At 71.1% G+C, this 26,798-nt stretch carries 21 protein-coding genes and 5 pseudogenes; 17 read left to right on the plus strand and 9 right to left on the minus strand.

What is annotated here, in order from left to right; translation table 11 throughout:
- The first annotated feature begins 1 nt into the window (after position 1).
- From QQK29_RS13445 to QQK29_RS13465, 5 genes are all read left to right on the plus strand, one after another.
- Positions 2–1,144: a cysteine desulfurase family protein gene (locus QQK29_RS13445; protein ID WP_284301975.1), complete on the plus strand. Its 1,143-nt coding sequence runs from the start codon at positions 2–4 to the stop codon at positions 1,142–1,144.
- A gap of 140 nt (positions 1,145–1,284) precedes the next feature.
- The gene (locus tag QQK29_RS13450) at positions 1,285–2,562 is read left to right on the plus strand and encodes an ABC transporter substrate-binding protein (protein ID WP_284301002.1); all 1,278 of its coding nucleotides are present in this window, start codon (positions 1,285–1,287) and stop codon (positions 2,560–2,562) included.
- A 71-nt stretch (positions 2,563–2,633) separates the two neighbouring features.
- The gene (locus QQK29_RS13455) at positions 2,634–3,518 is read left to right on the plus strand and encodes a carbohydrate ABC transporter permease (RefSeq protein WP_284301004.1); all 885 of its coding nucleotides are present in this window, start codon (positions 2,634–2,636) and stop codon (positions 3,516–3,518) included.
- Positions 3,519–3,546: 28 nt separating this feature from the next.
- Entirely contained in the window at positions 3,547–3,906 is a 360-nt protein-coding gene (locus QQK29_RS13460; RefSeq protein WP_284301007.1) for an ABC transporter permease family protein, read from the plus strand.
- Positions 3,891–4,367 carry a carbohydrate ABC transporter permease gene (locus QQK29_RS13465; protein WP_284301009.1) on the plus strand — a complete coding sequence of 159 codons (477 nt, stop codon included), beginning with the start codon at positions 3,891–3,893 and terminating at the stop codon, positions 4,365–4,367. The genes QQK29_RS13460 and QQK29_RS13465 overlap by 16 nt, the downstream gene beginning before the upstream one ends.
- A 14-nt stretch (positions 4,368–4,381) precedes the next feature.
- On the opposite strand, the gene QQK29_RS13470 is transcribed toward QQK29_RS13465, so the two are convergent.
- The gene (locus tag QQK29_RS13470; RefSeq protein ID WP_284301011.1) at positions 4,382–4,987 is read right to left on the minus strand and encodes a GNAT family N-acetyltransferase; all 606 of its coding nucleotides are present in this window, start codon (positions 4,985–4,987) and stop codon (positions 4,382–4,384) included.
- Between the two features lie 23 nt (positions 4,988–5,010).
- Here QQK29_RS13470 and QQK29_RS13475 point away from each other — a divergent pair, with 23 nt between their 5' ends.
- The 4 genes and pseudogenes from QQK29_RS13475 to QQK29_RS13490 all read left to right on the plus strand — a co-directional run bounded on the left by QQK29_RS13475 (position 5,011) and on the right by QQK29_RS13490 (position 8,024).
- The gene (locus tag QQK29_RS13475) at positions 5,011–5,760 is read left to right on the plus strand and encodes a BadF/BadG/BcrA/BcrD ATPase family protein (RefSeq protein ID WP_284301012.1); all 750 of its coding nucleotides are present in this window, start codon (positions 5,011–5,013) and stop codon (positions 5,758–5,760) included.
- Positions 5,761–5,840: 80 nt separating this feature from the next.
- A complete protein-coding gene (locus QQK29_RS13480) occupies positions 5,841–5,972 on the plus strand; it encodes a hypothetical protein (protein ID WP_284301014.1) in 132 nt (43 codons plus the stop codon).
- Positions 5,969–6,711, plus strand: a pseudogene (locus tag QQK29_RS13485) (sugar isomerase domain-containing protein). Before QQK29_RS13480 ends, QQK29_RS13485 begins: the two are co-directional and overlap by 4 nt.
- A complete protein-coding gene (locus QQK29_RS13490) occupies positions 6,708–8,024 on the plus strand; it encodes a protein O-GlcNAcase (protein WP_284301015.1) in 1,317 nt (438 codons plus the stop codon). The pseudogene QQK29_RS13485 and the gene QQK29_RS13490 overlap by 4 nt, the downstream one beginning before the upstream one ends.
- A 9-nt stretch (positions 8,025–8,033) precedes the next feature.
- Here QQK29_RS13490 and QQK29_RS13495 read toward each other — a convergent pair whose 3' ends face one another.
- The 7 genes from QQK29_RS13495 to QQK29_RS13525 form a co-directional block, all read right to left on the minus strand.
- Positions 8,034–9,032, minus strand: coding sequence for a Gfo/Idh/MocA family protein (locus QQK29_RS13495; RefSeq protein WP_284301017.1), 999 nt, complete (start codon positions 9,030–9,032; stop codon positions 8,034–8,036).
- Positions 9,029–10,024 carry a zinc-dependent alcohol dehydrogenase gene (locus tag QQK29_RS13500; protein WP_284301018.1) on the minus strand — a complete coding sequence of 332 codons (996 nt, stop codon included), beginning with the start codon at positions 10,022–10,024 and terminating at the stop codon, positions 9,029–9,031. Before QQK29_RS13500 ends, QQK29_RS13495 begins: the two co-directional genes overlap by 4 nt.
- Complete coding sequence (locus QQK29_RS13505) at positions 10,021–10,905, minus strand: Gfo/Idh/MocA family protein (RefSeq protein WP_284301019.1); 885 nt, start codon at positions 10,903–10,905, stop codon at positions 10,021–10,023. Before QQK29_RS13505 ends, QQK29_RS13500 begins: the two co-directional genes overlap by 4 nt.
- A complete protein-coding gene (locus QQK29_RS13510) occupies positions 10,902–11,918 on the minus strand; it encodes an N-acetylglucosamine kinase (RefSeq protein ID WP_284301020.1) in 1,017 nt (338 codons plus the stop codon). The genes QQK29_RS13505 and QQK29_RS13510 overlap by 4 nt, the downstream gene beginning before the upstream one ends.
- Positions 11,906–13,195, minus strand: coding sequence for a family 4 glycosyl hydrolase (locus QQK29_RS13515; protein ID WP_284301021.1), 1,290 nt, complete (start codon positions 13,193–13,195; stop codon positions 11,906–11,908). The genes QQK29_RS13510 and QQK29_RS13515 overlap by 13 nt, the downstream gene beginning before the upstream one ends.
- Positions 13,196–13,295: 100 nt before the next feature.
- Positions 13,296–14,375 (minus strand): ROK family transcriptional regulator, encoded by a 1,080-nt coding sequence (locus tag QQK29_RS13520; protein ID WP_284301024.1) that lies wholly within the window; start codon positions 14,373–14,375, stop codon positions 13,296–13,298.
- A gap of 64 nt (positions 14,376–14,439) precedes the next feature.
- Entirely contained in the window at positions 14,440–15,390 is a 951-nt protein-coding gene (locus QQK29_RS13525; RefSeq protein ID WP_284301026.1) for a LysR family transcriptional regulator, read from the minus strand.
- Between the two features lie 75 nt (positions 15,391–15,465).
- Here QQK29_RS13525 and QQK29_RS13530 point away from each other — a divergent pair, with 75 nt between their 5' ends.
- The 4 genes and pseudogenes from QQK29_RS13530 (at position 15,466) to QQK29_RS13545 (ending at position 19,866) form a co-directional block, all read left to right on the plus strand.
- The gene (locus tag QQK29_RS13530; protein WP_284301028.1) at positions 15,466–16,524 is read left to right on the plus strand and encodes an aminotransferase class V-fold PLP-dependent enzyme; all 1,059 of its coding nucleotides are present in this window, start codon (positions 15,466–15,468) and stop codon (positions 16,522–16,524) included.
- A gap of 91 nt (positions 16,525–16,615) precedes the next feature.
- Positions 16,616–18,001: a glycine--tRNA ligase gene (locus QQK29_RS13535; RefSeq protein ID WP_284301030.1), complete on the plus strand. Its 1,386-nt coding sequence runs from the start codon at positions 16,616–16,618 to the stop codon at positions 17,999–18,001.
- Positions 17,998–19,149, plus strand: a complete 1,152-nt coding sequence (locus tag QQK29_RS13540; protein WP_284301032.1) for a CPBP family glutamic-type intramembrane protease — start codon at positions 17,998–18,000, stop codon at positions 19,147–19,149. The genes QQK29_RS13535 and QQK29_RS13540 overlap by 4 nt, the downstream gene beginning before the upstream one ends.
- Before the next feature lie 43 nt (positions 19,150–19,192).
- Positions 19,193–19,866: pseudogene (locus QQK29_RS13545) on the plus strand (DsbA family oxidoreductase).
- Positions 19,867–20,073: 207 nt separating this feature from the next.
- Here the strand turns inward: QQK29_RS13545 and QQK29_RS13550 are convergent.
- Positions 20,074–20,565 (minus strand): aminoacyl-tRNA deacylase, encoded by a 492-nt coding sequence (locus tag QQK29_RS13550; RefSeq protein ID WP_284301034.1) that lies wholly within the window; start codon positions 20,563–20,565, stop codon positions 20,074–20,076.
- A 40-nt stretch (positions 20,566–20,605) separates the two neighbouring features.
- Here QQK29_RS13550 and dusB point away from each other — a divergent pair.
- The 4 genes and pseudogenes from dusB (at position 20,606) to QQK29_RS13580 (ending at position 26,791) form a co-directional block, all read left to right on the plus strand.
- A pseudogene (gene dusB / locus QQK29_RS13555) lies at positions 20,606–21,763 on the plus strand (tRNA dihydrouridine synthase DusB).
- Positions 21,764–21,800: 37 nt separating this feature from the next.
- Positions 21,801–22,999 (plus strand): annotated as a pseudogene (locus tag QQK29_RS13560) (deoxyguanosinetriphosphate triphosphohydrolase).
- A gap of 68 nt (positions 23,000–23,067) precedes the next feature.
- Positions 23,068–24,962 (plus strand): annotated as a pseudogene (gene dnaG, locus QQK29_RS18765) (DNA primase).
- 200 nt (positions 24,963–25,162) lie between these two features.
- Positions 25,163–26,791, plus strand: a complete 1,629-nt coding sequence (locus QQK29_RS13580) for an ABC transporter substrate-binding protein (RefSeq protein WP_284301036.1) — start codon at positions 25,163–25,165, stop codon at positions 26,789–26,791.
- Positions 26,792–26,798 lie beyond the last annotated feature (7 nt).

A 26,798-nucleotide genomic window follows, 5' to 3' on the forward strand; every position in this document is an offset into this window, starting at 1 on the left:
GCTGCTCTACCTCGACACCGCCGCGACCACGCCCGTGCGCCGCGAGGTGCTCGAGGCGATGTGGCCGTATCTCACGGGCGAGTTCGGCAACCCCTCGAGCCATCACCAGCTCGGCGAACGCGCCGCCCACGCGGTGCAGGCGGCGCGTGCCACGGTGGCGGAGCAGCTCGGATGCCGCCCCTCCGAGGTCGTCTTCACCTCCGGCGGCACCGAGGCCGACAACCTCGCGATCAAGGGCATCGCCCTCGGTGATCCGCGCGGGCGTCATCTCGTGACGACACGGATCGAGCACGAGGCGGTGCGGGAGTCCGCGGACTACCTGAAGCGCCTGCACGGCTTCGACGTGACCGAGCTGCCGGTCGACGGCGAGGGGCGGGTGTCGCCCGAGGATCTGGAGCGGGCGCTGCGCCCCGACACGACGCTCGTGAGCATCCAGCACGCCAACAACGAGATCGGCACGGTGCAGCCCATCCGCGAGCTCGTCGCGGTGGCGCGAGCCGCCGGTGTGCCGATGCACAGCGACGCCGTGCAGTCGGCCGACGCTCTCGAGGTCGGGCTGGCATCGCTCGGTGTCGATGCGGTGAGCATCGCCGGGCACAAGCTCGGCGCGCCCAAGGGGACCGGCGCCCTCGCAGTGCGCGGCTCTCTGCCTCTCGAGCCGCTGCTGCACGGCGGCGGCCAGGAGCGCGGTCGCCGTTCGGGCACCGAGAACGTCGCGGGCGTCGTGGGGCTCGCCACGGCGCTCGCGCTCACCTCTCTCGAGCGAGGCCAGAAGGCCCGCGTGAGCGAGGCGCGCGACGTGATCATCGACGGGGTGCTCGCACGCGTGCCGGGCGCCGTGCTGACGGGATCGCGTGAGCATCGGCTGCCGGCCAACGCCTCCTTCTGCTTCCCGGGGACGAGCGGCGAGGCCGTGCTGCTCGAGCTCGAGGGTCGCGGCATCGTGTGCTCCTCGGGCTCGGCATGCGCGGCAGGCAGCGATGAGCCCTCTCCCGTGCTGCTGGCGCTCGGCATCGCGCCCGAGGTCGCTCAGACGGCCGTGCGGTTCACCTTGCCCGCCGAGATCACGCTCACGCAGGCGGACTCGATCGTCGACCGGGTGGTCGACGCCGTCGCGGCGGTGGGCGGTCTGCGCGCGCGCTGAGCGGACCGCGGCCTTCGGCGGCGAAGGTATCGACTCGGTTGCGATACGGCGCCGCGCCTGTCTCCAGCATTGACAGAACCGGTCCGACTAGGATCTACTCGTCTAGATAGGAAACTTTACTAACTTTGGAAGGTGACCACATGCGCAACGTCGCTCATGTCCGTCCGCTGCTGGCCTCCGCAACCGCTCTCGTGGTCGTGGCCGGCCTCGCCGCGTGCGCCCCGGGAAGTGACGACCCGAACGCGGTGACGATCCGTGTCGCGATGGGCTCCTCAGGAGACGCCGTCGACAACAACTTCGAGGTGCTCAAGGAGCAGTACGAGGACAGGTACCCCGGCCGCACCGTCGAGATCGTCATCCAGGAAGACGACGTCTACCAGACGACCGGCCTCGCCACCCTGCTCTCGAGCCGCGAGGCGCCCGACGCCTACTTCGAGTGGTCGGGGGCCCGGATGGCCGGCCACGTCGCCGACGGCGACGGCGCCGACATCAGCGAGGCCCTCGCAGGACCGCTCTTCGAGGGCCGCTTCGACGAAGGTGCCTTCAACAACATGGACGTCGACGGCAGCGGGATCTACATGGTGCCGTGGACCGGCGACGTCACGAACGTCGTCTGGTACGACGTCGACGTCTTCGACGAGCTCGGGATCGACGTGCCCGAGACGTGGGACGACTACCTCGCGGCCAACAAGAAGATGCTCTCGGCCGGCTACGTGCCGCTCGTCGAGGGGAACAAGGACCAGTGGCCGGTGGGCAGCATCGCCTCGCACATCGTGTCGCGCATGATCGGCGAGGATGCCTACGCCGCCGTCATCAACGGCGAGACGCCCATGAACTCGCCCGAGATGGTCGGCGCCTTCGAGAAGATCGCCGAGCTCGCCCCCTACGTCAACCCGAGCATCAACGCGCTCGCCGACGACGAGGCGATGACGCAGTTCTTCCTGCAGCGTGCCGCGACCCACCAGATCGGAAGCTGGCTCATGGCGGATGCCGTGGAGAACGCCGACGGCCTGAACTTCTCGTACTTCAACCTCCCCGCCTTCGAGGACGGCAAGGGCGCGCAGGACAGCGTGCTCGGCGTCTCGACGGGCTTCATGGTGAACGCGAAGTCGGACCACATCGACGAGACCCTCGAGTTCCTCGCGCTCGTCGCCTCGTCGGAGGGCACCAAGATGTGGGCGGAGTCAGGACTGGTGCCGCTCGCCAACGATCCCTTCGAGGGTGTCGACGCCGACGAGCGCACGGTCGCTCTCGCCGAGCTGCTCACGAACGCGGGTGAGCTCGTCGTGCCCGCCGACAACTACGCGGACCTCGAGATCGCAGAGCTCTTCTACGGGGCGGCAGCATCCGTGATCGGCGGCACCGCGAGCCCGCAGGAGGCGCTCGACACCGCGCAGGCGCGCATCGACGCCCGCTGAGCTGAGCGACGACCCCCAGCGCGTGGGGCGGATCACGCGATCCGCCCCACGCGGCAACCGAGGAGCATCCTGTGAGACCCACCCGCGCCTGGTCGCCCTACCTCCTGGTGGCGCCGGCGATCCTCATCTTCGCCTTCGTCGTGCTCGTGCCCGTCGTCGCGAACACCGCCTTGAGCTTCGCCTCGTGGAGCGGCACCGACACGCTGCGCTTCGTCGGCTTCGACAACTTCCTGCGCGCCTTCCGCGATGACATCTATCTGCGGGCGTACGGCAACACCTTCGGCTACATCGCGCTCACGCTCGTGCTCGAGGTGCTCGTGGGCCTGCTGCTGGCGGGGCTCGTGACGATGTCGAACCGGCGCACCGCCTTCTACCGCGTCGCGTTCTTCGTGCCGGTGACCTTGCCCATGATCGCCATCGCGGTGCTCTGGGGCTTCGTCTACAGCGACGACATCGGGCTCATCAACTCGGGCCTCCGCGCCGTGGGGCTCGACGGGCTCGCGCGCGTGTGGCTTGGCGACCCCGCGACCGCGCTCATCGCGGTGAGCGTCGTGTCGGGCTGGATCTATGCCGGCTTCTACATGGCGATCTTCTATGCGGCGCTGCAGCGCATCCCGCAGAACCTCGTCGAGGCGGCTCGCCTCGACGGCGCGAGCCAGCTGCGGATCTTCTTCAGCGTCAAGGTGCCGATGATCCGCCCCATGATCGAGGTCGCCGTGCTGCTGTGCGTGACCGGCGGCTTCCAGAGCTTCGATCTGTTCTATGTCATGACCAACGGCGGTCCGGACCACGCGACCGAGATCATCACGACCTACCTCGTGCAGGTGGTGTTCGTGTACCGCGACCTGGGATACGGCGCCGCGCTCTCGACGATCATGACGATCGTCGTGGTCGCGCTCGGGCTGTTCCTCGTGAAGATGCGGGCCAAGGACGGGAGCGAGCGCATTGAGTACTGATCGCACCCGGACCTCCGGCGGCGCCCTGGTGGGCATCGTCGGGAGCCGCACGCTCTACCACGCCGTCATGGTCGTGCTCTCGCTCGTCTATGTCGTGCCGCTGGGCTGGATGGTGATGTCGTCGTTCAAGACGAAGCGCGAGATCTTCGACGCGCCGTTCGCCCTGCCCTCGGATCCCGACTTCGGCAACTGGGCCAAGGCGTGGGAGCGCGGTGACCTCGGCGGCTACATCCTCAACAGCCTGTTCACGACCGTCACCTCGGTGACGATCATCCTCATCGCGAGCCTCGCCGCCGCCTACGCCTTCAGCCGGCTGCGGTTCCGGGGAGTGCGCTCCTGCTCGCGCCGTTCGTGCTCGGTCTGCTGCTGCCCGTGCAGTCATACCTGACGGCGCAGGCGCGTCTGTTCGACGCCGTGTACCTGCTCGACACCCGCTGGGTGCTCGTCGTCTCGTACGCCGGGCTCGGGCTCTCGCTCGCGGTCTTCCTGTTCAAGGGATACCTCGACTCGATGCCACGGGAGATCTTCGAGGCGGCGCGCATGGACGGAGCGGGCGACTTCCGCACGCTCGTGCAGATCGTGCTGCCGCTCATGGCTCCCGGCATCTCGACGGTCGCGGTGTTCTCGATCCTGTCGACCTGGAACGAGTTCCTGCTCGCCCTGCTGTACGTCACGAGCGACGACCTGCGTACCATCCCGGCCGGTCTGCTGGCGTTCATCGGCAAGTACGCCACCGACTATCCGATGCTGTTCGCCGCGCTCTCGATGATCACGCTGCCCGTGATCGCCGTGTACACGGTGTTCCACAAGCAGATCATCGCGGGGGTCACCGAGGGCTCGGTGCAGTGATCCGCAGGGCGAGGTCAGAGCGTCCGCACCATGACGAGCTCGTCACGCGTCGAGCCCGCCTCGCTGGGAGCGAAGCCGAGATGCTCGTAGAACCCGATCGCCCGCTCGTTGCGGCGGGCCACGCCGAGGTGCACCCCTGGCGCGCCCGCCGCAGCGAGGGCGTCGAGCAGGGTGCGCAGCATCGCGCCGCCGCGCCCGCCGCCCTGCACCTCGGGCGCGAGGTCGATGTGCAGATGCGCGGGGTAGGCGGCGACGAGCTCGTCGGGACGGCGCTCGGGTGCGTGGATGAGCTCGACGACCTCGCGGTCGTGCGGGTTCGCGGGGAGCGCGTCGAGCGGATGCCGCGCGCGCAGCTCGGGCCACCAGCTCTCGTCGAGCACGCTCTCGAAGGCGCGCGTGTCGGCGACCCCGAGCACGTAGGCGCGCGCCACGTCCGCCTCGTCGGCGTACACCCAGGCCAGCTCGGGCGAGAAGCGCAGGTACGGGCCGACGAACACGCCGCCGAGCAGTCGCGGGTCGTCATAGAGAGCCGTGGCGTCTTGTCCGTCGTCGCCCGTGCGCAGGCACACCTCGTAGAGCGCTTCCTCGTCGCCGGGGCGGAAGGGACGGATGCCGACCATGCCCCGAGCCTAGGGTGTGCAGCATGAGCGGCGTCGCGGTGGCGGTCGACGGCGGGCAGTCCGGCATTCGGATGCGCGTCGGCGGGCACGAGGGCGTGCTGCGGGCGGAGGGACTCGGCCGGCTCGAGGAGCAGGTCGCGGGCGGTCTGCTGCGCCGCATCCGCGTGTGCCTCGCGGAGCTGCCCACCGCAGCCCCGGTGATCGAGCGCATGACGCTCGGGCTGACCGTCGTGCCCGCCGACGAGGAAGCTCGAGTCGCGCTCGCGCGTGAGCTCGCGACGGTGCTCGGCATCGCACGCGTCGACATCGCGGGCGACGAGCTGACAGCCCACGCGGGCGCCTTCGGCGGCGGCGCGGGCGTCGTGCTCACGGTCGGCACCGGCATCGCCTGCCTCGGCCTCGACCCCGCCACGGGCGCGTTCCGCCGCGTCGACGGCGACGGCTTCCTGCTCGGCGACGCCGGATCCGGATTCTGGCTCGGCAGTCGCGGGGTCGAGGCCGTGCTGCGGGCCCGCGACGGACGCGGTGCCGCGACCGCGCTCGAGGCCGCGTGCGACGCCCGCTACGGCGCGCATCCGGATCTCGCGGCCTGGCTGCACGGGCGGCGCCGTGCCGTCGCGGAGATCGCGCGATTCGCGATCGACGTGCAGGAGGCGGCCGGGGAGGAGATCCGGTCGCGGCGGAGCTGGTGGCCGCCGCGGCGGAGGAGCTCGTCGCGACCGCGGGTGCGGCGGCGGCGGCGCTCGACGCGCATCCGTGCCCTCTCGCGCTGAGCGGGCGCGTCGTCTCCCCGGGCAGCGCCCTGCGCGCAGCGCTCGAGGCCCGACTCGCCGGCGACGGCGCGCTGGTCTGCGTGGCAGCGCAGGGCGACCCGCTCGACGGCGCCTGGGCCATCGCGGAGGGGCGCCTGGGCGAGGCGTACTCCGACCATCTGAGCACCTGGATCCTGAACAGCGAGAGCCTGAACAGCGGGAGGCTGACATGACCGAAGCGGTCGCGCGGGGATACCTCGCGCACACGGCGGAGCTCCTCGGGCGTCTCGCCGACGAGCAGGGAGCCGCGATCTCGGCAGCTGCGGAGGCGGTCGCGCGCACCCTCGTCGCCGACGGGCTCGTGCACGTCTTCGGCTCGGGCCACTCGCACCTGCTCGCCCTCGAGGGCTTCTATCGCGCCGGCGGCCTCGCGGCCATCGACCCGATCCTGCTCGAGTCGCTCATGCTGCACGGCAACGCGGCGCTGTCGACCGTGATCGAGCGCAGCGAGGACTCGGCGCGGGCATCCTCGCCGACCTCGATCCGGGCGCCGACGACTGCCTCATCGTGATCTCGAACTCGGGTGGCAATCGGGTGGCGGTCGAGCTCGCGGCCGCCGCGCGCGAACGCGGGATGCCCGTGATCGCGATCGTGAGCGCCGCCCACGCGGGCTCCGCCCAGGCCGTGCAGGCCGACAAGCCGAGCCTTCTGGAGGTGGCCGACATCGTCATCGACAACCTCGGTGAGGCGGGGGATGCCTCCGTGAGGGTCGAGGGCATCCCGGCGCGTATGGGGCCCACCTCGACCGTCGTCGGCGCCGCCATCATCCACGCCATCTCGGCCGAGGCGGCCGCGCGCGCGGTCGCGGCGGGCACGCCGCCCGCGGTGTTCGCCTCGAGCAACGTGGCCGGTGGCGACGAGCGCAATGCGGCGGCGATCGCGCGCTACCGCGGCCGGGTGAGGTCGCTGTGAGCGGACTCGCGATCCGCGGCGTTGTCGAGGGCTTCTACGGCCGTCCCTGGACGGTGGAGCAGCGGCATGACATGGTCGCGTTCATCGCCGAGTTCGGCATGAACGCCTATGTCTACTCGCCGAAGGACGACCCCTATACCCGTCGCCGCTGGCGCGAGCCGTATCCGGATGCCGAGGCCGCGGAGCTGCGCGAGCTCGCCACGGTCGCGCGCGAGGCGGGCGTGGCCCTCTGGTACGGCGTGTCGCCGGGGCTCTCGATGCGCTATTCGGAGCCCGGCGATGTCGAAGCCGTGCACGCCAAGCTCGCGGGCGTGCGCGCGCTCGGGGCGACGGATGCCGCGCTGTTCCTCGACGACATCCCGGGGCGGCTGCAGCATCCGGGCGACGTCGCGGAGTTCCCCGACCTCGTGGCCGCCCAGCTGCACCTCGTGGGGCAGGTCGAGCAGCGGCTCGCCACGGAGGCAGGCGGCGCGCGGTTCGCGGTGTGCCCGACCGACTACTGGGGGCACGGTGACGAGCCCTACATCACGGCCCTCGGCAGCGGGCTCGCGGACGGCACCGCGCTGTTCTGGACCGGCCGCGCCATCTGCTCGCCGGAACTCACCGCCTCCGAGGCCGAGCTGTTCGCGCGCTCGACCGGACGTCGCCCGCTGTACTGGGACAACTTCCCGGTCAACGACGTCGCCATGACCCACGAGCTGCACATCGGCCCCTACCTCGGCCGTGACCCGGGACTCGCCGGCACGGCCGCGGGCATCGTCGCCAACCCGATGCCGCTCGCCGAGGCCTCGAAGATCGGCATCGCGAGCGTCGCGGACTTCTGCCGCGATCCGCACGCCTTCGACCCGGAGGCCAGCTGGGAGGCCGCGCTGCGCCGGGTGGCGGGTTCGCGTGACGCGGAGCCGTTCCGGGAGTTCGCCGACGCCGTGCGAGGCTCCGCGCTCTGCACGGACGATGCGCCGCGGTTCGCCGCCCGCCTCGAGCGCTTCGCCTTCGACTACCAGTTCGGCACGCCGGCGGATGCCGTGGCCGACCTCCGCCTGCACCTCGCCCACCTCTCGGGCGTGGCCGAGCGCATGGGGCGGCTCGAGAACCGGGCGCTGGCCGGCGAGATCGCGCCGTGGGTCGCGCAGTACGCCCGCGGCGTCGAGGCCGTGGATGCGGCGGTCGCGGCGCTCGAGCCGCAGGCGGCGGGGAGCCGCCGCAGCTGCACGGCTCGGCGCGCGACGCCGTCGCGGCGCGGCTGGACGGCCTGCGGGCCGCACGGCTGCGGGTCTTCGGCGATCTGGTCGACATGTTCCTCTCCGACCTGATCGGCGAGTTCAGCGTGCGCTGAGCTCCACCCGTCGCCGCTCGCGCCAGGAGAGCGTCGCTGCGTCGAGCACCTCGGCCTGGCGCACCGCGTCGTCGGGCGGCAGCAGCAGCTCGGCCTCACCACGCACGGCGGCGTCGAAGCGCGCGATCTGGCGCTCGTAGTGGTCGGCGCGCGGCGTCTCGATGCGACGGGTGCCGTCGGCATCCGTGAGGAGCAGCACGTGGTCGTCGGGGCCGCGCAGGAAGGCGCTCGGCACCTCGATGCGCCCGCGCGACCCGATGACCATCACGGTGTCGAGGTCGGCGCTCCACATGCCGAGCTGCGCGGTGGCTGCGACGCCGCCCGGGAACTCCAGCAGCAGCGCCGTGCTCATGTCGATGCCGCCGTGCGGCTCGGAGACAGCGGCGTGGGCGGTGACGGCCTCCGGTTCGGCGCCCGTCAGCGTCCGGGCCACGTGCACGGCGTAGCAGCCGACGTCGTAGATCGCCCCGCTGCCCGGCGCGCCCTGGAAGCCCGAGTGCTCGAGCTCGTCGGAGGCGTCGAAGGTGAAGACCACGTGGATGCCGCGCAGCTCGCCGATGGCGCCCTCGGTGAAAAGCTCGCGGAGGCGCGTGTAGCGCGGGTGATGCAGGTACATGAAGGCCTCGGAGAGCAGCACGCCCGCGTCCTCGGCCGCGGCGACCAGGGCGCGCGCCTCCTCGGCGGTCACCGCGAGCGGCTTCTCGCACAGCACGTGCTTGCCGGCGCCGATGGCGCGATGCACCCACTCGGCGTGCTGCGCGTTCGGCGTCGGCACGTAGACGGCCTCGACGCGCGTGTCGGAGAGCAGGGCGTCGTAGCCCGCGTAGCCCACGCCGCCCCATTCCTCGGCCGCCCGGCGGGCGCGTTCGGGATCGCGGCTCGCGAGGCCCGCGAGCTCGGCCGTCTCGCTCGCGAGGATCGCCGGAACCGTCGCGGCGTTGATGCCCGCCACCGAGCCCACGCCCCAGCGCACCGGGGCGGTCATCGCGCGCCCCAGCGGATCAGCACCCCGAGCTCGCGCCCGCGGTAGGCCTGCAACTCGCGGTAGAGCTCGGGGATTGCGGCGTCGTCGACCTCGCGGGTCAGGAGGGGCGCCGGATCCATCCGGCCGGCGCGCACGAGCTCGAGGAAGAGATCGAGCATCACCCGCACGCTCCAGGGATCGGACGGCGTCGCGATCTCGGCGGCGGTGCCCGCGTGGATGCCGATCACCGAGATGCCGTCGGCGACGATGCGCGGTCCGAGCGTCTGCAGGCTCGGCCGCGGGGCGTCGCCCACGAGCACGAGGCGCCCGAGCGGGCGGGCGAGCTCGGATGCGGGGGCCAGCACCGCGGGATGCCCAGTCACCTCGAACACCACGTCCGCCGTTCCCGCGAGCCGTGCGACTGCCTCCTCGGCACCGATGCTCAGCACCTCGTCGGCGCCTCCCGCACGGGCGAGCTCGAGCCGGGTGGCATCCGGGTCGATCGCCACGATGCGGCGCGCACCCGCGACGCGCAGGTAGCGCACGAGCAGTTGGCCGAGGAGACCCGCGCCGACCACGACGGCCACCTCGCCGAATACGAGGCCCGAGCGGCGCACGGCCCACTGGGTCGTGACGGCGAGCGAGCTCCAGACCGCCTGCTCATCGCTCACCCCGGCGGGGAGCGCCGTGGCCTCGGCGGCGTCGATCACGAAGGCGGAGGCGTGGGGCGTGAAGGAGAACACGCGATCGCCGGGGCGGATGCCGTCCACGCCGGCGCCCACCTCCTCGACGCGCGACACCATCGAGTAGCCGGGCGAGAACGGATAGCGCACCCAGTCCGCCCAGAAGGTGCGCTGGTCGAACTCACCGCGCAGGCAGGCGAGCTCGGTGCCGGTGCTCACGAGGGAGGCGAGCGCGCGGCAGCGGAGCTGCCCCGGCCCGGGGCTCGCGAGCTCGATGTCGTCGATGACGACCTCGCCGGCGCGCGGGAATCGCACGGCGCGGGCGGTCATCGTCGGATCCGGTCCTGCGCGAGGGCGCTCACCTCGACGATGCGCGTGCCGAAGCGCACGTCGTAGTCGTGGTGCCGTTCGCCCGTGCGGATCAGCTCTGCGAGCTCCTCGTAGGCGGTCGCGAACGACGCGCGCGAGTCGACATCGTCGACGGGCAGCTCGAGGCGCCCGGAGTCGCCCCAGACGAGCGTCGAGAAGCCGTCCGCGGCATCCGGCGCCCGCAGCGTCATGCTGCAGCTGGAGGTGCGGCCGCCCTCGTGCGCGAAGACGACGTGCATCATGTCGTCCTCGTAGACGGCCGAGAGCACGTCGACGATGGGGCCGACGGTACACCATAGCGCGGCGACGGCGTGCGGGCCGACGTCCCAGATGGGCAGCTCCTCATGGCGCCACGGGGTGTTGAAGGGGTTGTCGTCGCTGAGGGCCGAACCCAGCCAGAGGCCGGCGCCGCCCGTCCAGTGCCGTCCGGCACGGGTCTCGTCGACGATCGCGCGCATCCGGGGGTCGTACATCATCGTGAACATCACGACGGTCGCGACGTCGTGCGCCTCGGCGGCCTCGACGAGGCGATGGGCGGCGGCGGGGTCGAGCGCGACGGGCTTCTCGAGCGCCACGTGCTTGCCCGCCTGGACGGCGCGCAGCGCCAACTCCGACTGCACATGCGGCGGGATCGCGAAGGTGACGGCGTCGACCTGGGCCAGAAAGGCGTCGAAGTCGTCGCCCGCGTGCCGTGCATCGTGGCGCGCCGCCAGTTCGGCGGCACGCGAGGCATCACGCCCCCAGACGGCCGTGAGCTCCCACGATGGCGCATCGCCGACCGCGGCTGCGTGCGTGACGTCGGCCCAGTATCCGGTGCCGGCGAGTCCCATGCGCAGCGTCATCGCCGCACCTCCTGCGGGGTGTCGAGGGTGGCCCGCAGCCGTTCGCGGCGGGCGGGCGGGGAGCCGCGCTCTCCGGTGTGCGCATCGAGGTGCTCGAGGCCGAGAAGCGCCGAGCCGACGATCGGCGCGTCGTCGACGACCGAGACGACGGCGCGCGGCGCGGCGGCGGCGATGCCCGCGAGCACGGGCTCGAGGAGGGCGGGATGGCGGCTCGTGAGCATGCCGCCGCCGAGCACGACGTCGACGGGCTCGTCGAGCGCGTCGATGCGGCGGAGGGTCGTGGTCGCCAGCAGCGCGATCTCCTCGGCCTGGCGCTGCACGATCTCGGCGGCGACGGCGTCGTCCGCGTCGACCGCGGCGAAGAGCAGCGGCACGAGCTCATGCATCCGGTCTCGGTCGATGGTGCCGAGGTGCATGCCGGTCGCGACCTCGGCGGCGGTCGCGCACCCGAAGTGCCGGGCGGCGAGACCGCTAAGGAGAGTCGCCGGGCCGCGGCCGTCCTCGTCGCGGCTCGCGTACCAGAGCACCTCCTTGCCGATCGCGAAGCCGCCGCCCCAGTCGCCGGTGATGCGGCCGAGCGCCGGGTAGCGCACATGCCGCCCGTCGCGCGCGATGCCGACGGCGTTGATGCCGCCGCCGCAGACCACCGCGACGCCCGCGGTGGCGTCGGTGCCGGTGCGCAGCATGGCGAAGGTGTCGTTGTGCACCTCGACGCGCTCGCCCCAGCCGTACGTCGCGATCGCCTCGGCGATCGCGTCCTCCTCCTCCGGCAGGTCGGCGTTCGCCAGGTAGCCCGCCACGACGTCGACCCGCGTGAGCCCGGCGGCCGCGAGCACCTCCCTGACGGCAGGTGCCACGGTCGCGACCGCGGGGCCCGCGCCGATGATGTGCGGGGCGAACGGCCCCGACCGTGCACGCGCCACGACCGTGCCGTCGGAGGTCACGAGCAGCACGTCGGTCTTGCTGTTGCCGCCGTCGAGGGCGAGCAGGTGCGGTCCGTTCAGCGCGCCCACGGCAGCCACTCCTGGTTCTCGGCGATGAGCCGGTCGGCGAGCGCCTGCGCGGTCGCGTACTGCCCGACGAGCGGATGCGCGAGCAGCGCCCGCACCACGCGGTCACGGCCGCCATGCAGCGCCGCCTCGACGCCGAGCTGCTCGTAGCGCGCGACGTGCGCGATGAGACCTGCGGCGAGCGGTGGCACAGCGGGAACCGGATGCGGGCGGATGCCGTCGGGCCCCACCGACGCCCGCACCTCGATGACGGCCTCGTCGTCGAGGAACGGCAGGATGCCGCGGTTGCGCACGTTCACGATGTGGTCGCGCGCCGCGCCCGTGCCGAGCAGGCTCGCCAGCAGGCCGACCGCGGCATCCGAGTAGTAGGCGCCGCCGCGCCCGCGCAGCTCCGGGGGCGTGTGGTCGAGCGCCGGGTCGGCGTAGAGCTCGAGCAGCTCGGCCTCGAGCGCCGCGACCTGTGTGGCGCGCGAGGGCCGGTCGGCGGCGAGTGCCACGAGCTCGTCGTGCTCGAGGTAGTAGCGCAGGTAGTAGGAGGGGATGAAGCGCTCGGAGCGCAGCAGGGGGAGCGGCAGCTCGGTCTCGGCGACGAGTGCATCGCCGTGCTCGTCGATGAGCCGGTCGAGTACCTCGGTGGGCGTGCCGTCGTCGTTCCGGATGCGCGCCCCGAGCTCCCAGCTCAGGTGGTTGAGGCCGGCGTGGTCGAGCTCGATCCGCTCGGGCTCGACGCCGAGCCGCTCGGCGAAGAGCCGCTCGAAGCCGATAGCGACGTTGCACAGGCCGACCGCGCGGTGCCCGTCGTCGAGCAGCGCGCGCGTCACCATGCCGACGGGGTTGGTGAAGTCGACGATCCAGGCCTCGGGGTTGACAGCGCGCACCCGGCGCGCGATGTCGAGCACGATGGGGATCGTGCGGAGCGCCTTGGCGAGTCCGCCGGCACCGGTCGTCTCCTGCCCGATGCAGCCGCACTCGAGCGGCCAGCTCTCATCGCGGCCGCGGGCCGCCTGTCCGCCGACGCGCAGCTGCACGAGCACGGCATCCACGCCGGTTGCGGCGGCCTCGAGGTCGTCGGTGGTCGTGACGCGGCACGTGCTGCCGGCGGCGGCGAGGATGCGCGAGGTGAGTCCCGCGACGACCTCGATGCGCACGGCGTCGGGGTCGACGAGCACGAGCTCCTCGACCGGGAGGCTCTCGCCGAGCCGGGCGATGCCGTCGGCGAGCTCGGGCGTGTAGGTGGATCCGCCGCCCACGACGGCGAGGCGGATGCGTCGCGCGGTCACGTCGTGAAGACCCGGTCGCGCGCGACCCCGAGGCTCAGGAGCATCGCGCCGTCGAGGATCGGCGAGTCGGTCGCCACGGTCACGGCGAGCGGCGGTGCCGTCAGCACGAGGGCGTCGAGCTGGCGCGCGACCTCGGCGCGCAGCCGCTCTCCGCCGAGCTGGGCGAGCTCGCCCGCGAGCACGAGGCGCGCGGGATCGAGCAGGGCGATGACGGATGCGAGTGCGAGTGCGTAGCGACGCGAGAGCTCGACGAGAGCGGCTGACGCGGAGGGATCCTCGAGCAGCATCCGCATCGCCTCGGCGGAGGTGTGCGCCTCGTGCCCGGCCTCGGCGGCGAGCGCGCAGAGTGCGGCCGTGCCCACCTGGCGCTCGAGCGCGCCGTCCGCGCGGCTCTGCTCGTCGAGCACGGCACCGGGGAGAGGAGGAACGCCGCCTCGCCGGCTGCGCCGCGACTCCCGCGATAGAGCGATCCGTCGATCATGATCGCCCCGCCGATGCCGTCGTCGAGCCAGAACAGGAAGAAGCTCTCGGCGTCGTCGCTCGCCGCGTTTCGCTCGGCGATCGCGGCGAGGTTGACGTCGTTCTCGATCGACACGGATGCGGCGGGGAACAGCCGACGCAGCTCGGCGCCGACCGCGGGTTGCTGCCAGCCCGGCAGGTGGTCGACGTACCAGAGAGCGTCGGAGTCGCTGTCGTACGATCCCGGAACGCTGATGACGATGGCGTCGAGCTGTGCGGGCGCGATCCCGGCCTCGGCGCAGCTCGATGCGATGATCGTGGCGGCGCTGCTGGGCCCGCTGTCGTTCGGGTCGGTCTCGCGCTCCTGCTCGACGACGACCGTGCCGGTGATGTCGGAGATGCGCACCCGCGCGCGTCCGCGGCGCACGTCGACGGCTGCCGCGTGTCCTGCCGAGGGCACGATGCGGTAGAGCTGCGGCGCGCGGCCGCCAGGGCCGGTGTCGCCGAAGCCGCTGGGACGCACGAGACCGCTCTCTTCGAGTCGCTGCAGCAGCTGGGAGGCCGTGGGCTTCGACAGCCCGGTCAGGGCGTGCACGTCGCTGCGGCTGAGCGTTCCGTGCTCGATGAGCAGCTCGAGCACGACGCGGTTGTTGAGGCTGCGCAGCAGCCCGGGCTGCGCCGGCCCCGGGCTGCGTCCGTCGCCGGACGCTGAGGCGTTCACCACGATCCTCCCGCGTAGTTAGGAAACTTTACTATCTCGACGGTAGTGGCCCGGGATGGGGGTGTCAACGTCCCGGTTGCCGGTACGCCGCGAGGCCCCAGTCGGCTCCCTCGAGAGCGATCACCGCATCCAGCACCGCGGCGATCGACGGCACACGTCGCGAGCCGTGCTGCACGGCCACCTGAATGGAGCGGTCGCTCGACGGTGCGGTCGCGCGCACGACGGCACCCTCGGGTGGAACCGCTGTCGCGAGCGCGAGCCGCGGGAGCAGCGCGATCCCGAGGCCCGCCGCAACGAGGTTCAGCACCGCGACGGCGTTGTCGGTCTCGAGCTCGATGTCGGGTTCGACGCCGACCGCCTCGCACGCGGCGAGCAGGTGTCCGCGGCAGAGCGGGCATCCGGCGATCCAGCGCTCCTCGCCCAGCAGGGCGAGCTCGACGGCGCCGCCGTCGACAGCGAGCGCATGGTGCTCGGGCAGCGCGATGACGACCGGCTCCGTGAACAGCGGCACCGTCTCGACGGGGCCCTCCGACTCGCGGTGCGGGTCGGCGCGGTCGCCCGGATACGCGAAGGTGATCGCGAGATCGACGAGCCCTTCGCGCAGCATCGTGAGCGCCTCGGGCGGCTCGGCCTCGACGTAGCTCACGGCGAGCCCCGGATGCGCGTCGCGCACGGTGCCGAGCAGGCGCGGCACGATCGTCGACGAGGCGGTGGGGAACGCCGCGATGCGCACGGTTCCCGTGCCGAGGCCCACGAGCTCGGCGAGCTCGCCGCGTGCCGCGTCGAGGGCCTGCCCGATCGACTGCGCGTGCCGGGCGAGCACCATGCCGGGCTCGGTGAGGCGGATGCCGCGCCCCGCCCGCACGACGAGCGGCACGCCGAGGCGCTGCTCCGCGCGGCGCAGGTGCTGGCTCACGGCGGGCTGGCTGTAGCCGAGCGCGCGTGCCGCGGCGCTGATCGAGCCGTGCTCGGCGATCGCACGCACGATGCGCACCGACTGCAGATCGAGCTCCATTCCATAACCGTAGCGAATGGATGACATGCGAGACATGACCTTGTGCGATAGATCTGTTCATCGCACGCTGGAGTGGTGAGCACTCTGACAGCGCCGTCACGCCCGCTCGCCGCCGCGATCGCCGAGTTCGGTGAGCCGCGCGGCTATGTCGCGACCGCATCCATCGGCATCCCACCTCGTCGCAGCGTCGAGGCGCTGCGGGCTGACCTCGACGCCTGGTCGCGCGCCGACCGCGACCCGCAGGGGTACGACGCCATCGTCGACCGCACCCGACGCTCCTACGCCCGGCTCGTCGGCCTCGACGCCGGCCGCGTCGCGATCGGCTCGCAGACCTCGGTGCAGGCGTCGCTCGTCGCGTCGGCGGTGCCCGACGGCGCCGAGGTGCTCGTGGCCGAGCGCGACTTCTCATCGTTGCTCGTGCCGTTCGCGCAACGGCCGGGAGCCAAGCTCCGCGCGGTGCCCGTCGAGGCTCTCGCTGAGAGCGTCACCGACGAGACGTTCCTGGTCGTGTTCTCGCTCGTGCAATCGGCGACGGGATACGTCGCGGATGCCGCCGCCATTCGCGAGGCCGCCGCGCGTCACGGCGCCCTCACCTTCTGCGACACGACGCAGGCGACGGGCGTGCTGACGGTCGCGGCGGGCGACTTCGACATCACGGTGTGCCACGCCTACAAGTGGCTGTGCTCGCCGCGCGGTGTGAGCTTCCTGACGGTGGGCGAGAACGCGGATGCCGTGCTGCGCCCCGCGCAGGGCGGCTGGTACGCGGGCGACGAGGTGTGGCAGAGCTGCTACGGCACCGAAATCACCCTCGCGCCCGACGCGCGTCGCTTCGACGTCTCGCCCGCGTGGCAGGCGTGGGTGGGTGCCGAGGCGTCGATCGGCATGTTCGCCGAGCTCGACATCGCCGAGATCTGGCAGCGGGCCGCGGGGCTCGGTGAGCTGCTGTGCCACGAGCTCGGGCTTCCGCAGCAGCACCAGGCGATCGTGTCGTGGCCCGACCCCGACGGCTCGCAGCTCGAACGCATGAGCGCGGCCGGCATCCGCATCTCGGGTCGCGCCGGGCGTGCGCGGGCGTCGTTCCACCTGTGGAACACCGAAGACGACGTCGCCGCGATCGTGCGCGCCGTGCACTGAGCCGGTCCGGGCCCGCGGCTCGGTAGGCTGGACGTTCCGTACCCCGTGTGACCGCGCAAGCCGGCGCGGCCCGATCATCAGGAGCTCCTCCGTGGCGACGCCCAACACCCTCGACCAGGTCATCTCTCTCGCGAAGCGTCGTGGCTTCGTCTTCCAAGCGGGTGAGATCTATGGCGGGTCCCGCTCCGCCTGGGACTACGGCCCCCTCGGCACCGCGCTCAAGGAGAACATCAAGCGCGAGTGGTGGAAGTTCATGGTGCAGCGCCGCGACGACATCGTGGGCATCGACTCCTCCGTGATCCTGCCGCGTCAGGTGTGGGAGGCATCCGGTCACGTCGAGGTCTTCAGCGACCCGCTCATCGAGTGCCTGCATTGCCACAAGCGCTACCGCGAAGACCACCTGCTGGAGGCCTACGAGGAGAAGAAGGGCCGCGTGCCCGAGAACGGCCTCGCCGACATCGTCTGCGAGAACTGCGGCACGCGCGGCCAGTGGACCGAGCCGCGCGCGTTCTCCGGCCTGCTCAAGACCTACCTCGGCCCCGTCGACGACGAAGAGGGGCTCAACTACTTGCGGCCCGAGACCGCCCAGGGCATCTTCGTGAACTTCGCGAACGTGCTCTCGAGCGCCCGTATGAAGCCCCCGTTCGGCATCGCCCAGATCGGCAAGAGCTTCCGCAACGAGATCACGCCCGGCAACTTCATCTTCCGCACGCGCGAGTTCGAGCAGATGGAGATGGAGTACTTCGTGCAGCCGGGCACCGACGAGGAGTGGCACCAGTACTGGATCGACGCCTCCTTCGGCTGGTACACCGGGCTCGGCATCCGCGAAGACAACCTGCGTCTCTACGAGCACCCCAAGGAGAAGCTGAGCCACTACTCGAAGCGCACCGTCGACGTCGAGTACCGCTTCAACTTCGCCTCGGGCGAGTGGGGCGAGCTCATGGGAATCGCCAACCGCACGGACTTCGACCTGAAGACGCACTCGGAGCACTCGGGCAAGGACCTCTCGTACTTCGACCAGACCACGGGCGAGCGCTGGGTTCCGTACGTGATCGAGCCGGCGTTCGGGCTCACCCGCGCACTGATGGCGTTCCTCATCGACGCGTACCATGAAGACGAGGCGCCGAACGCGAAGGGTGGGGTCGACACGCGCACCGTGCTGCGGCTCGACCGGCGCCTCGCGCCCGTCAAGGTCGCGGTGCTGCCGCTCTCGCGCAACGAGCAGCTCTCGCCGGTGGCCCGCGAGCTCGCGGCCGACCTGCGTGAGGACTGGATGATCGAGTTCGACGACGCGGGGGCCATCGGGCGCCGCTACCGCCGTCAGGACGAGATCGGCACGCCCTTCGCGGTGACCGTCGACTTCGACACCCTCGACGACAAGGCCGTCACGGTGCGGGAACGCGACAGCATGGCGCAGGAGCGCGTGTCGCTCGACCGGCTGCACGGTTACCTCGCCGAGCGGCTGCGCGGCGCGTGACCTGGCAGCAGGGCGGCCCGCAGGCCGACGGCAATCCGCAGGGCGGCTACCCGCAGGGCGGCTACCCGCAGAGCGGCTACCCGCCGGCGGGCCATCCCCAAGGCGGCTACATTCCGCCTGAGGCATGGAATGGCGCGCCCGCTTATCCGGGGATGATCCTTCCGCCGCCCGTGGAAGACCCGACGCCCTACCATCGTCTGTTCCGCACGGCCCGCGCCTACGCGTGGTGGCGCCCGCTCGTCGCCGTCGCCGTCTTCGTGGCGTTCTTCCTCGTCACGCAGGTCGTCGTTGCGATCGGGTGGGTCATCGTGATCATCGCCTCGGGGGCGAACCTCACGGACTTCACCTCGATACCCGCCGTGATGGGGCAGCTCACCGACGTCTCGAATCCGGTGAGTCTCGTGCTGCTGCTCGGGAGCGTCGCGATCATGCTCCCGCTCGTGCCGCTCGCCATGCTGTGCGCGGGGCTGCGCCCCGTGAGCCTCCGGCACTCGGTTGCCTTCCGCATCCGGTGGCGCTGGATGCTGTGGTGCACGATCCCCGCGCTCGTGATCACGATCCTCAGCACCGGGCTGTCGTTCCTCGGCCCGCTCTTCGGCGTGCCCATCGAGCCGGTTCCCGTGGATGCGGGCCGGTTCACGCTGCTCGCGGTGCTCATCATCGCGCTCGTGCCGCTGCAGTCGGCGGCCGAGGAGTACGTGTTCCGCGGCCTCGTCATGCAGACCATCGGCGCCTGGGTGAAGAACCCCTGGGTCGGCATCATCGTGTCGACCGTGATCTTCACGGTCGGGCACACGCAGTACGAGATCTGGGGTCTGCTGAGCGTCGGTGTCATGGGGCTCGGCTTCGCGATCGTCGTGTGGCGCACGGGCGGGCTCGAGGCCGGGATCGCGTTCCACGTCGTGAACAACGTGGTCGCGCTCCTGCTGCTCGCGAGCGGCTCGCTCGGCACGACCATCATGAGTTCGGAGGGCAGCGACCCGCTCGCACCGCTCGTGCAGGCCGTGTTCACGGCCGGTTTCGTGCTGTGGGTGGAGCTCGCCGCCCGTCGCCAGGGCATCTCGCGGGAACGTCCGCTGCCTCCGGCGGAGGTGTTCACGTCACCGCCTCCGCCCGCCTCGCCGCTGCCGCCGACGCACACCGTGTGATCCGTCGGGAATGCCCACGGCATCCGCTTCGTTGACACATCACATGGCAGACCCCATCAAGATCGACATCTGGTCCGATATCGCGTGCCCGTGGTGCTTCATCGGCAAGCGCCGTTTCGAGGCGGGCGCGGCTGAGGCCGGCGTGCCGGTCGAGATCGAGTACCACTCGTTCGAGCTCTCGCCCGATACCCCCGTCGACTTCGAGGGCAGCGAGTTCGAGTTCCTCGCCCAACACAAGGGCATCCCGGTCGACACGGCGAAGCAGATGATCGAGCGGGTCACCGGCATCGCCGACAGCGTGGGCCTGCACTACGACTACGACGCGCTGCAGCACACCAACACGGTCAAGGCGCACCAGCTGCTGCACTACGCGAAGCTGCGCGGGCGCCAGCTCGAGATGAAGGAGCGCCTGCTCTCGGCGTACTTCGAGCAGGGTCGCCACGTCGGCCGCATCGAGGATCTCGCCGACCTCGCAGCCGAGCTCGGTTTCGACCGCGATGACGTCATCCGCTCGCTCGAGGCCGACGAGCACCTCGCCGATGTGCGCGAAGACCAGGCCGTCGCCCAGGACTTCGGCATCCAGGGGTGCCGTTCTTCGTCATCGACCGTAAGTACGGCGTGTCCGGTGCGCAGGAGCCGGCGACGTTCGCCGAGGTGCTGCGTCAGGTGGCCGCCGAGAAGGACGCTGAGAAGGCGGATGCCGAGGTCGCGTCGTGAGCGGGCTCATTCCGCTCGGCGACCCCGACGCGGTCGCGTGTGAGGGCGACGTGTGCGAGGTGCCGGCACGTCCGCCTCAGCACACGTCAGCTGGTTGAGGAGGCGCGCAGCGCCGTCGCGAAACCACCGTGCCCGTGCCCCGCGGTGGTGGCTTCGAGACGCGCCCGCTGCGCGGTCGCTCCTCAGCCAGCTCGAGGGGATGCGCCTCTACTCGGCGGTGGGGCGGGTGGGCGCCGGCTCCGAGATGTCGGCGACCGTCGCGCCGAACCCGGCGATGAGGGCGTCGGCGTCCACGAACAGGCTCGCCCCGTGCTCGCCTGCCCCCATCGAGACGCGCCGACCGACGATCCGCTCGTCGACGTAGACGGGCCACGCCGTGCTGGATCCAAGCGGCGTGATCGTGCCGCGCTCGTAACCTGTCGCCTCGAGCGCGACCGCGGCATCCGGCAACTGCAGCTTGTTGACGCCCACGAGTGCGCGGAGCTTCGGCCAGGAGATCACGCGGTCGCCCGGGATCTCGGCGAAGAGGAACGTGCCGTCGCTGCGCTTCACCACGAGCGACTTGACGATGTCGGCGGCCGTGATCCCGAGCAGCGCCGCAGCCTCCTCGAGCGACGCTGCCGCAGGCCGGTCGATGACCTCGATCTCGATGCCGCGGGCGGCCGCATCCGCCGCGACGCGTTCGCGTCCTGCGCCCATGTCCGGTCTCCTCACGGGGTGATCTGAAAGAATCGAGGGGATGTCCACCCTATTCGCGCCCCCGGCCCCCGCGCTCGAGATCGGCCCGCTGCGTCTCGACGTGCCGGTCGTGCTCGCGCCCATGGCGGGCATCACCAACACCGCGTTCCGGCGCCTGTGCCGCGAGTACGGTGCGGGGCTCTACGTCTCCGAGATGATCACGAGCCGTGCGCTCGTCGAGCGCACCCCGAGTCGATGCGCCTCATCAAGCATCACGAGTCCGAGACGCCGCGCTCCATCCAGCTCTACGGCGTCGACCCCGCCACGATGCGCGAAGCCGTCACGATGCTCGTGGCCGAGGATCGCGCCGACCACATCGACCTCAACTTCGGCTGCCCGGTGCCGAAGGTCACCCGCAAGGGCGGGGAGCGGCGCTTCCTGGAAGCTCGACCTGTTCCGCGGCATCGTCGAGGCGGCCGTGCAGGCGGCGGGCCCGCTGCCGCTCACCGTCAAGATGCGCAAGGGCATCGACGCCGACCACCTGACCTACCTCGAGGCGGGTCGCATCGCCGAGGGCGCCGGCGCCGCGGCCGTCGCCCTGCACGCCCGTACGGCGGCCGACTTCTACTCCGGACACGCCGACTGGGACGCCATCGCGACCCTCAAGCAGACCGTCACGAGCATCCCGGTGCTCGGCAACGGCGACATCTGGAGCGCCGCGGATGCCGTACGCATGGTCGAGCAGACCGGATGCGACGGCGTCGTGGTCGGGCGAGGCTGCCTCGGGCGACCATGGTTGTTCGGCGATCTCGCGGCGGCGTTCAGCGGTGGCGACACCAAAGCCGAACCCACTCTCGGCGAGGTCGCCTTCGCCTTCCGCCGTCACGCCGAGCTGCTCATCGACTTCTTCGACGGCGACGAGACGCGGGCGTGCCGCGACATCCGCAAGCACGTGGCCTGGTACTTCAAGGGTTACGCGGTCGGCGGCGAACTGCGTGCGGCGCTCGCCCAGTCCTCGAGCCTCGCCGAGATCGACGAGCTGCTCGGCCGCCTCGACCCCGACCAGCCGTACCCCGGCGCGGACGCCGAGGGGCAGCGCGGACGCGCCGGAACCCCCAAGCAGCCGGCCCTCCCCGAGCACTGGCTCGAGTCCCGCGAGCTGCACGACACGCACCGCACGCAGCTCACCGAGGGCGAAGGCGACACGAGCGGTGGGTGAGCTTCCGCCGGGCTACAGCGCCGCCGACGCCGAGCGGATGCTGCCGGAGCAGCACTCCACCCGCCGCAGCGATTTCGCGCGCGACCGGGCCCGCATCCTGCATTCGAGCGCGCTGCGCCGACTCGCCGTCAAGACCCAGGTGCTGAGCCCGACCGCCGGCCTCGACTTCGCCCGCAACCGGCTCACCCACTCGCTCGAGGTCGCCCAGGTCGGTCGCGAGCTCGCGGCGAACCTCGGCCTCGACCCCGACGTCGTCGACACGGCGTGCCTCGCGCACGACCTCGGGCATCCGCCCTACGGCCACAACGGCGAGCGCGCGCTCAACGACTGGGCGGCCGACATCGGCGGCTTCGAGGGCAACGCGCAGACGCTGCGCCTGCTCACGCGGCTCGAGCCGAAGGTCTTCGACGCCGACGGCCGCGCCTACGGCCTCAACCTCACGCGTGCGAGCCTCGATGCGAGCTGCAAGTACCCCTGGCCGGAGCAGGAGGGCATCCCCGACCCCTCTGGCCGCAGCAAGTTCGGCTTCTACGCGGATGACACCCCCGCCTTCGCCTGGTTGCGCGCCGGTGCGCCGCCGCGCGTGCGGTGCATCGAGGCGCAGGTCATGGATCTCTCCGACGACATCGCCTACTCCGTGCACGACTTCGAAGACGCGATCATCACGGGCTACCTCGACGTGCGAGCCCTGTCGGCCCGCGTCGATCACGATGACCTCGTGGAGAGCATGGTGGAGTGGATCGGGGAGAGCTCGATCACGACACCCTCATCGCGGCCTTCGACCGTCTCGACAGCCTGCCCGACTGGATCGAGGACTGGGACGGCTCGCGCCGCGCCCAGGCGCGTCTGAAGAACCTCACCTCGCAGCTCATCGGGCGCTTCGCCCGGCGTGCCGTGCGCGCCACCCGCGAGGCGTACGCACAGGATGCGCTCGCGCGCTTCGGAGCGGATGTCGTGGTACCGATCGAGACGCAGGCCGAGATCGCGGTGCTGAAGGGCATCGTCGCCGCGAACGTCATGTCGACGAACGCCCGCAAGCCGATCTACGAACGACAGCGCGGCATCCTCAAGGAGCTCGCCGACGCACTCTGGGACGACCCCTCGCACCTCGACGCGGGCTTCGCCACCGACTTCGCGGCGGCCGCCGACGACACGGCCCGCAAGCGCGTCATCGTCGATCAGGTCGCCTCGCTCACCGACCCCTCAGCCAATGCCTGGCACGAGCGGTACGCCTGACCCCGCGCTCTCCACACCGCGAACCGCGCGCCCGGCCGCCGAGGCCGCCGCGACCCTAGAATCAGGGCATGGCCGGTCTCATTCGTCGAAGCGATATCGACGAGGTCCGGTCCCGCATCAACATCGCCGACATCGTGGGCGACTACGTGACCCTCAAATCGGCCGGTGTCGGCTCGCTCAAGGGTCTCTGCCCGTTCCACGAGGAGCGCAGTCCGAGCTTCCACGTGCGTCCAGGCGTCGGTCGCTACCACTGCTTCGGATGCGGCGAAGACGGTGACGTCTTCACCTTCCTGCAGCGCATGGATCACGTGAGCTTCCAGGAGGCCGTGGAGCGCATGGCGGCGCGCGCCGGAATCGAGCTGCACTACGAGGACGGGGCAGCCGCGCCCTCCGATCACGGCACCCGCGCGCGTCTGCTGGCGGCGAATGCCGCCGCCGAGCAGTTCTTCCGTGCCCAGCTCGCCGAGCCGGGGGCCCAGCCCGGTCGCGACTTCCTCGGGGGCCGGGGCTTCGACCAGGCCGCGGCCGAGCGCTTCGGCGTGGGCTACGCCCCCAAGTCGTTCGACGCCCTCAAGAACGCCCTCCTGAAGGAGGGGTTCAGCCAGGACGATCTCGTCGCCGCGGGCCTGCTCTCCACCGGTGACCGCGGCAACTCCTACGACCGCTTCCGGGGCCGCGTGATCTGGCCGATCCGCGACGTGACGGGGCAGACCGTCGGCTTCGGCGCCCGCAAGCTGTTCGACGACGATCAGGGCCCCAAGTACCTCAACACCCCCGAGACGCTCGTCTTCCACAAGTCGCAGGTGCTCTACGGACTCGATCTCGCGCGCCGCGACATCGCCAAGGGCAAGCAGGTCGTGATCGTCGAGGGCTACACGGATGTCATGGCCTGCCACCTCGCGGGCGTCACGACCGCGGTCGCCACCTGCGGCACGGCGTTCGGTGTCGATCACATCAAGGTCGTGCGCCGCGTGCTCGGCGACCACGCCAACACGGATGTCTCGCAGACCGGCGAGGTGGTGTTCACCTTCGACCCGGATGAGGCGGGCCAGCGCGCCGCGAGTCGCGCCTTCGCGGAGGAGCAGCGCTTCGCAGCTCAGACCTTCGTGGCCGTTCCCCCGAAGGGCTCGACCCCTGCGACCTGCGCATCCACCGGGGCGACGACGCGGTGCGCAAGCTCGTGGCCGACCGCAAGCCGATGTTCGAGTTCATGGTGCGCCGCCGACTCGCCGGACACGACCTCGAGACGGTCGAGGGGCGGGTGGCGGCCCTGCGCGCGGCCGCGCCGGTGGTGGCCGGCATCCGCGATCCCGCGCTGCGGGGCGGCTACGTGCGCAACCTCGCGGGGTGGCTCGGCATGGACCCCGGCGAGGTCGGCCGTGCCGTCACGAGTGCCGGCAACAGCGCGCGCCGCGCCGATCCGCGCACCGAGGCCGACACCCGGGGAGGAGACCGGTCGCACCGAGAACCCGGTTCAGGAGCGACCACGGCAGGCGAGCCTCACCGAGCTGCCGACGGATCCGGTGACGCGCATGGAGCGCGACGCGCTCATGGCGATCCTGCAGTTCCCCCAGGCGGTGGGCCCGGCACTCGTGGCCAAGGCCGTCGAGTCGCGCTTCACCAACCAGACGCTCGCGATCGTGCGCGATGCGATCCGCGGGCAGCTCGACGCCCTCGAGTCGCCCGAGTGGCTGCAGCGCGTGGGCGAGGAGGTGCCGCAGGGCTTCGAGTCGCTCGTCACGCAGCTCGGCGTCGCGCCCATCCCCGAGCGTGAGGAGCAGATCGCGACGTACTGCCGTGGAGTCGTCACCTCGCTCGTCGATCGCGACCTGCTGCGGCGCAAGGGGAGCTGCTGGGTGCCATGCAGCGCGCCCGTGCCGAAGGCGATCACGAACGTGAGTTGTCGCTCAGCCGCGCCTCGGCGGCGCTCGAGAGCGAGAGGCGCGAGCTGCGCGGCGAGTGATTTCCTGCGCGGATGCCGCAGCTTCGTGCGTGAGGCGCTCATCCGCGCACGATCCATGCGCGGTGCGTTGCAATGGCGTAAACAATCGGGCCACTGCACACCTCGTGGCCGCTCGGGCCGTCACCGCTGTGATAAACCTGAACGTTGGGCGGCTGCGGCTGCCCACACCCTTCACATCCCAAGGAATGAGGTCCACGGACATGGTTTCCGTCACTCACAAGACCCGCGTGCTCGCCGCGTTGACGATCCCCGTCACCGCCGCTCTCGTGCTCGCGGGTTGCGCATCGGACTCCGGCGGCAACGGCGGCGACTCCGAAGGCAGCAGCATCATCGTCGGCACCACCGACAAGGTCACCTTCCTCGACCCGGCCGGTTCGTACGACAACGGCTCGTTCGCCGTCATGAACCAGGTCTTCCCGTTCCTGCTGAACTCGCCGCAGGGCACGGCGGATGTCGAGCCCGACATCGCCGAGTCCGCCGAGTTCAACGAGGACGGCGACTACGTCGTCACCCTCAAGTCGGGCCTCAAGTTCGCCAACGGCAACGAGCTGACCTCGTCGGATGTCAAGTTCAGCTTCGACCGCGTCGTCGCGATCAACGCGGAGAACGGCCCGTGGGCCCTGCTCGGCAACCTCGACACCGTCGAGACCCCGGATGACACCACGGTGATCTTCCACCTCAAGAACGGCAACGACCAGACGTTCCCGCAGGTGCTCTCGAGCCCGGCCGGTCCGATCGTCGACGAGGAGACCTTCTCGGCCGACGAGGTCACGAGCGACGACGAGATCGTCAAGGGCGAGGGCTTCGCCGGTCCGTACACGATCGAGAGCTACAAGCTCAACGAGCTCGTCACCTTCGCACCGAACCCCGAGTACAAGGGTGTTCTGGGTGCTCCGAAGAACGACGACGTCACGCTCAAGTACTACGCCGACTCGTCGAACCTCAAGCTCGACGTGCAGGAGGGCAACATCGACGTGGCCTACCGCAGCCTGTCGGCCACCGACATCGCCGACCTGGGCAAGCAGGACTCGGTGAAGATCGTCGACGGCCCCGGTGGCGAGCTGCGCTACATCGTGTTCAACTTCGACACGATGCCGTACGGCGCCAAGACGGGCGAGGCCGACCCGGCGAAGGCTCTCGCCGTGCGCCAGGCGATCGCGGATGTGGTCGACCGCGCCGAGATCGCGACCCAGGTCTACAAGGACACCTACACCCCGGTGTACTCCTTCGTGCCCCAGGGCCTGACGGGCGCCACCGAGGTGCTCAAGGACCTCTACGGCGACGGCGACGGTGGCCCCGACGTCGACAAGGCGAAGGCGACCCTCGAGGCGGCCGGCGTGACCGTGCCCGTCGAGCTGAACCTGCAGTACAACCCCGACCACTACGGTGAGTCGTCGGCCGACGAGTACGCGCTCGTGAAGGACCAGCTCGACTCGAGCGGGCTCTTCACGGTCAACCTCGGCTCGACCGAGTGGACCCAGTACTCGAAGGACCGCACGGCGGACGTCTACCCGCTGTACCAGCTCGGATGGTTCCCGGACTACTCCGACGCCGACAACTACCTGACGCCGTTCTTCGCGACCGACAACTTCCTGTTGAACCACTACAGCAACGCAGAGGTCGACGCGGAGATCTCCGAGCAGCAGACCGAGGTCGACGCCGACAAGCGTCAGGCGCTCATCGAGGACATCCAGGCCAAGGTGGCCGCCGACCTGTCGACCCTGCCGCTGCTGCAGGGCGCGCAGGTGGCCGTCGTCGGCAAGGACATCTCGGGCGCCCAGCTCGATGGTTCGTTCAAGTTCCGCTTCGGTAGCCTGACCAAGGGCTGAGCGAAGC

Origin of the sequence: Homoserinibacter gongjuensis, from assembly GCF_030161875.1 — a bacterium.
Lineage (GTDB): Bacteria > Actinomycetota > Actinomycetes > Actinomycetales > Microbacteriaceae > Homoserinibacter > Homoserinibacter gongjuensis.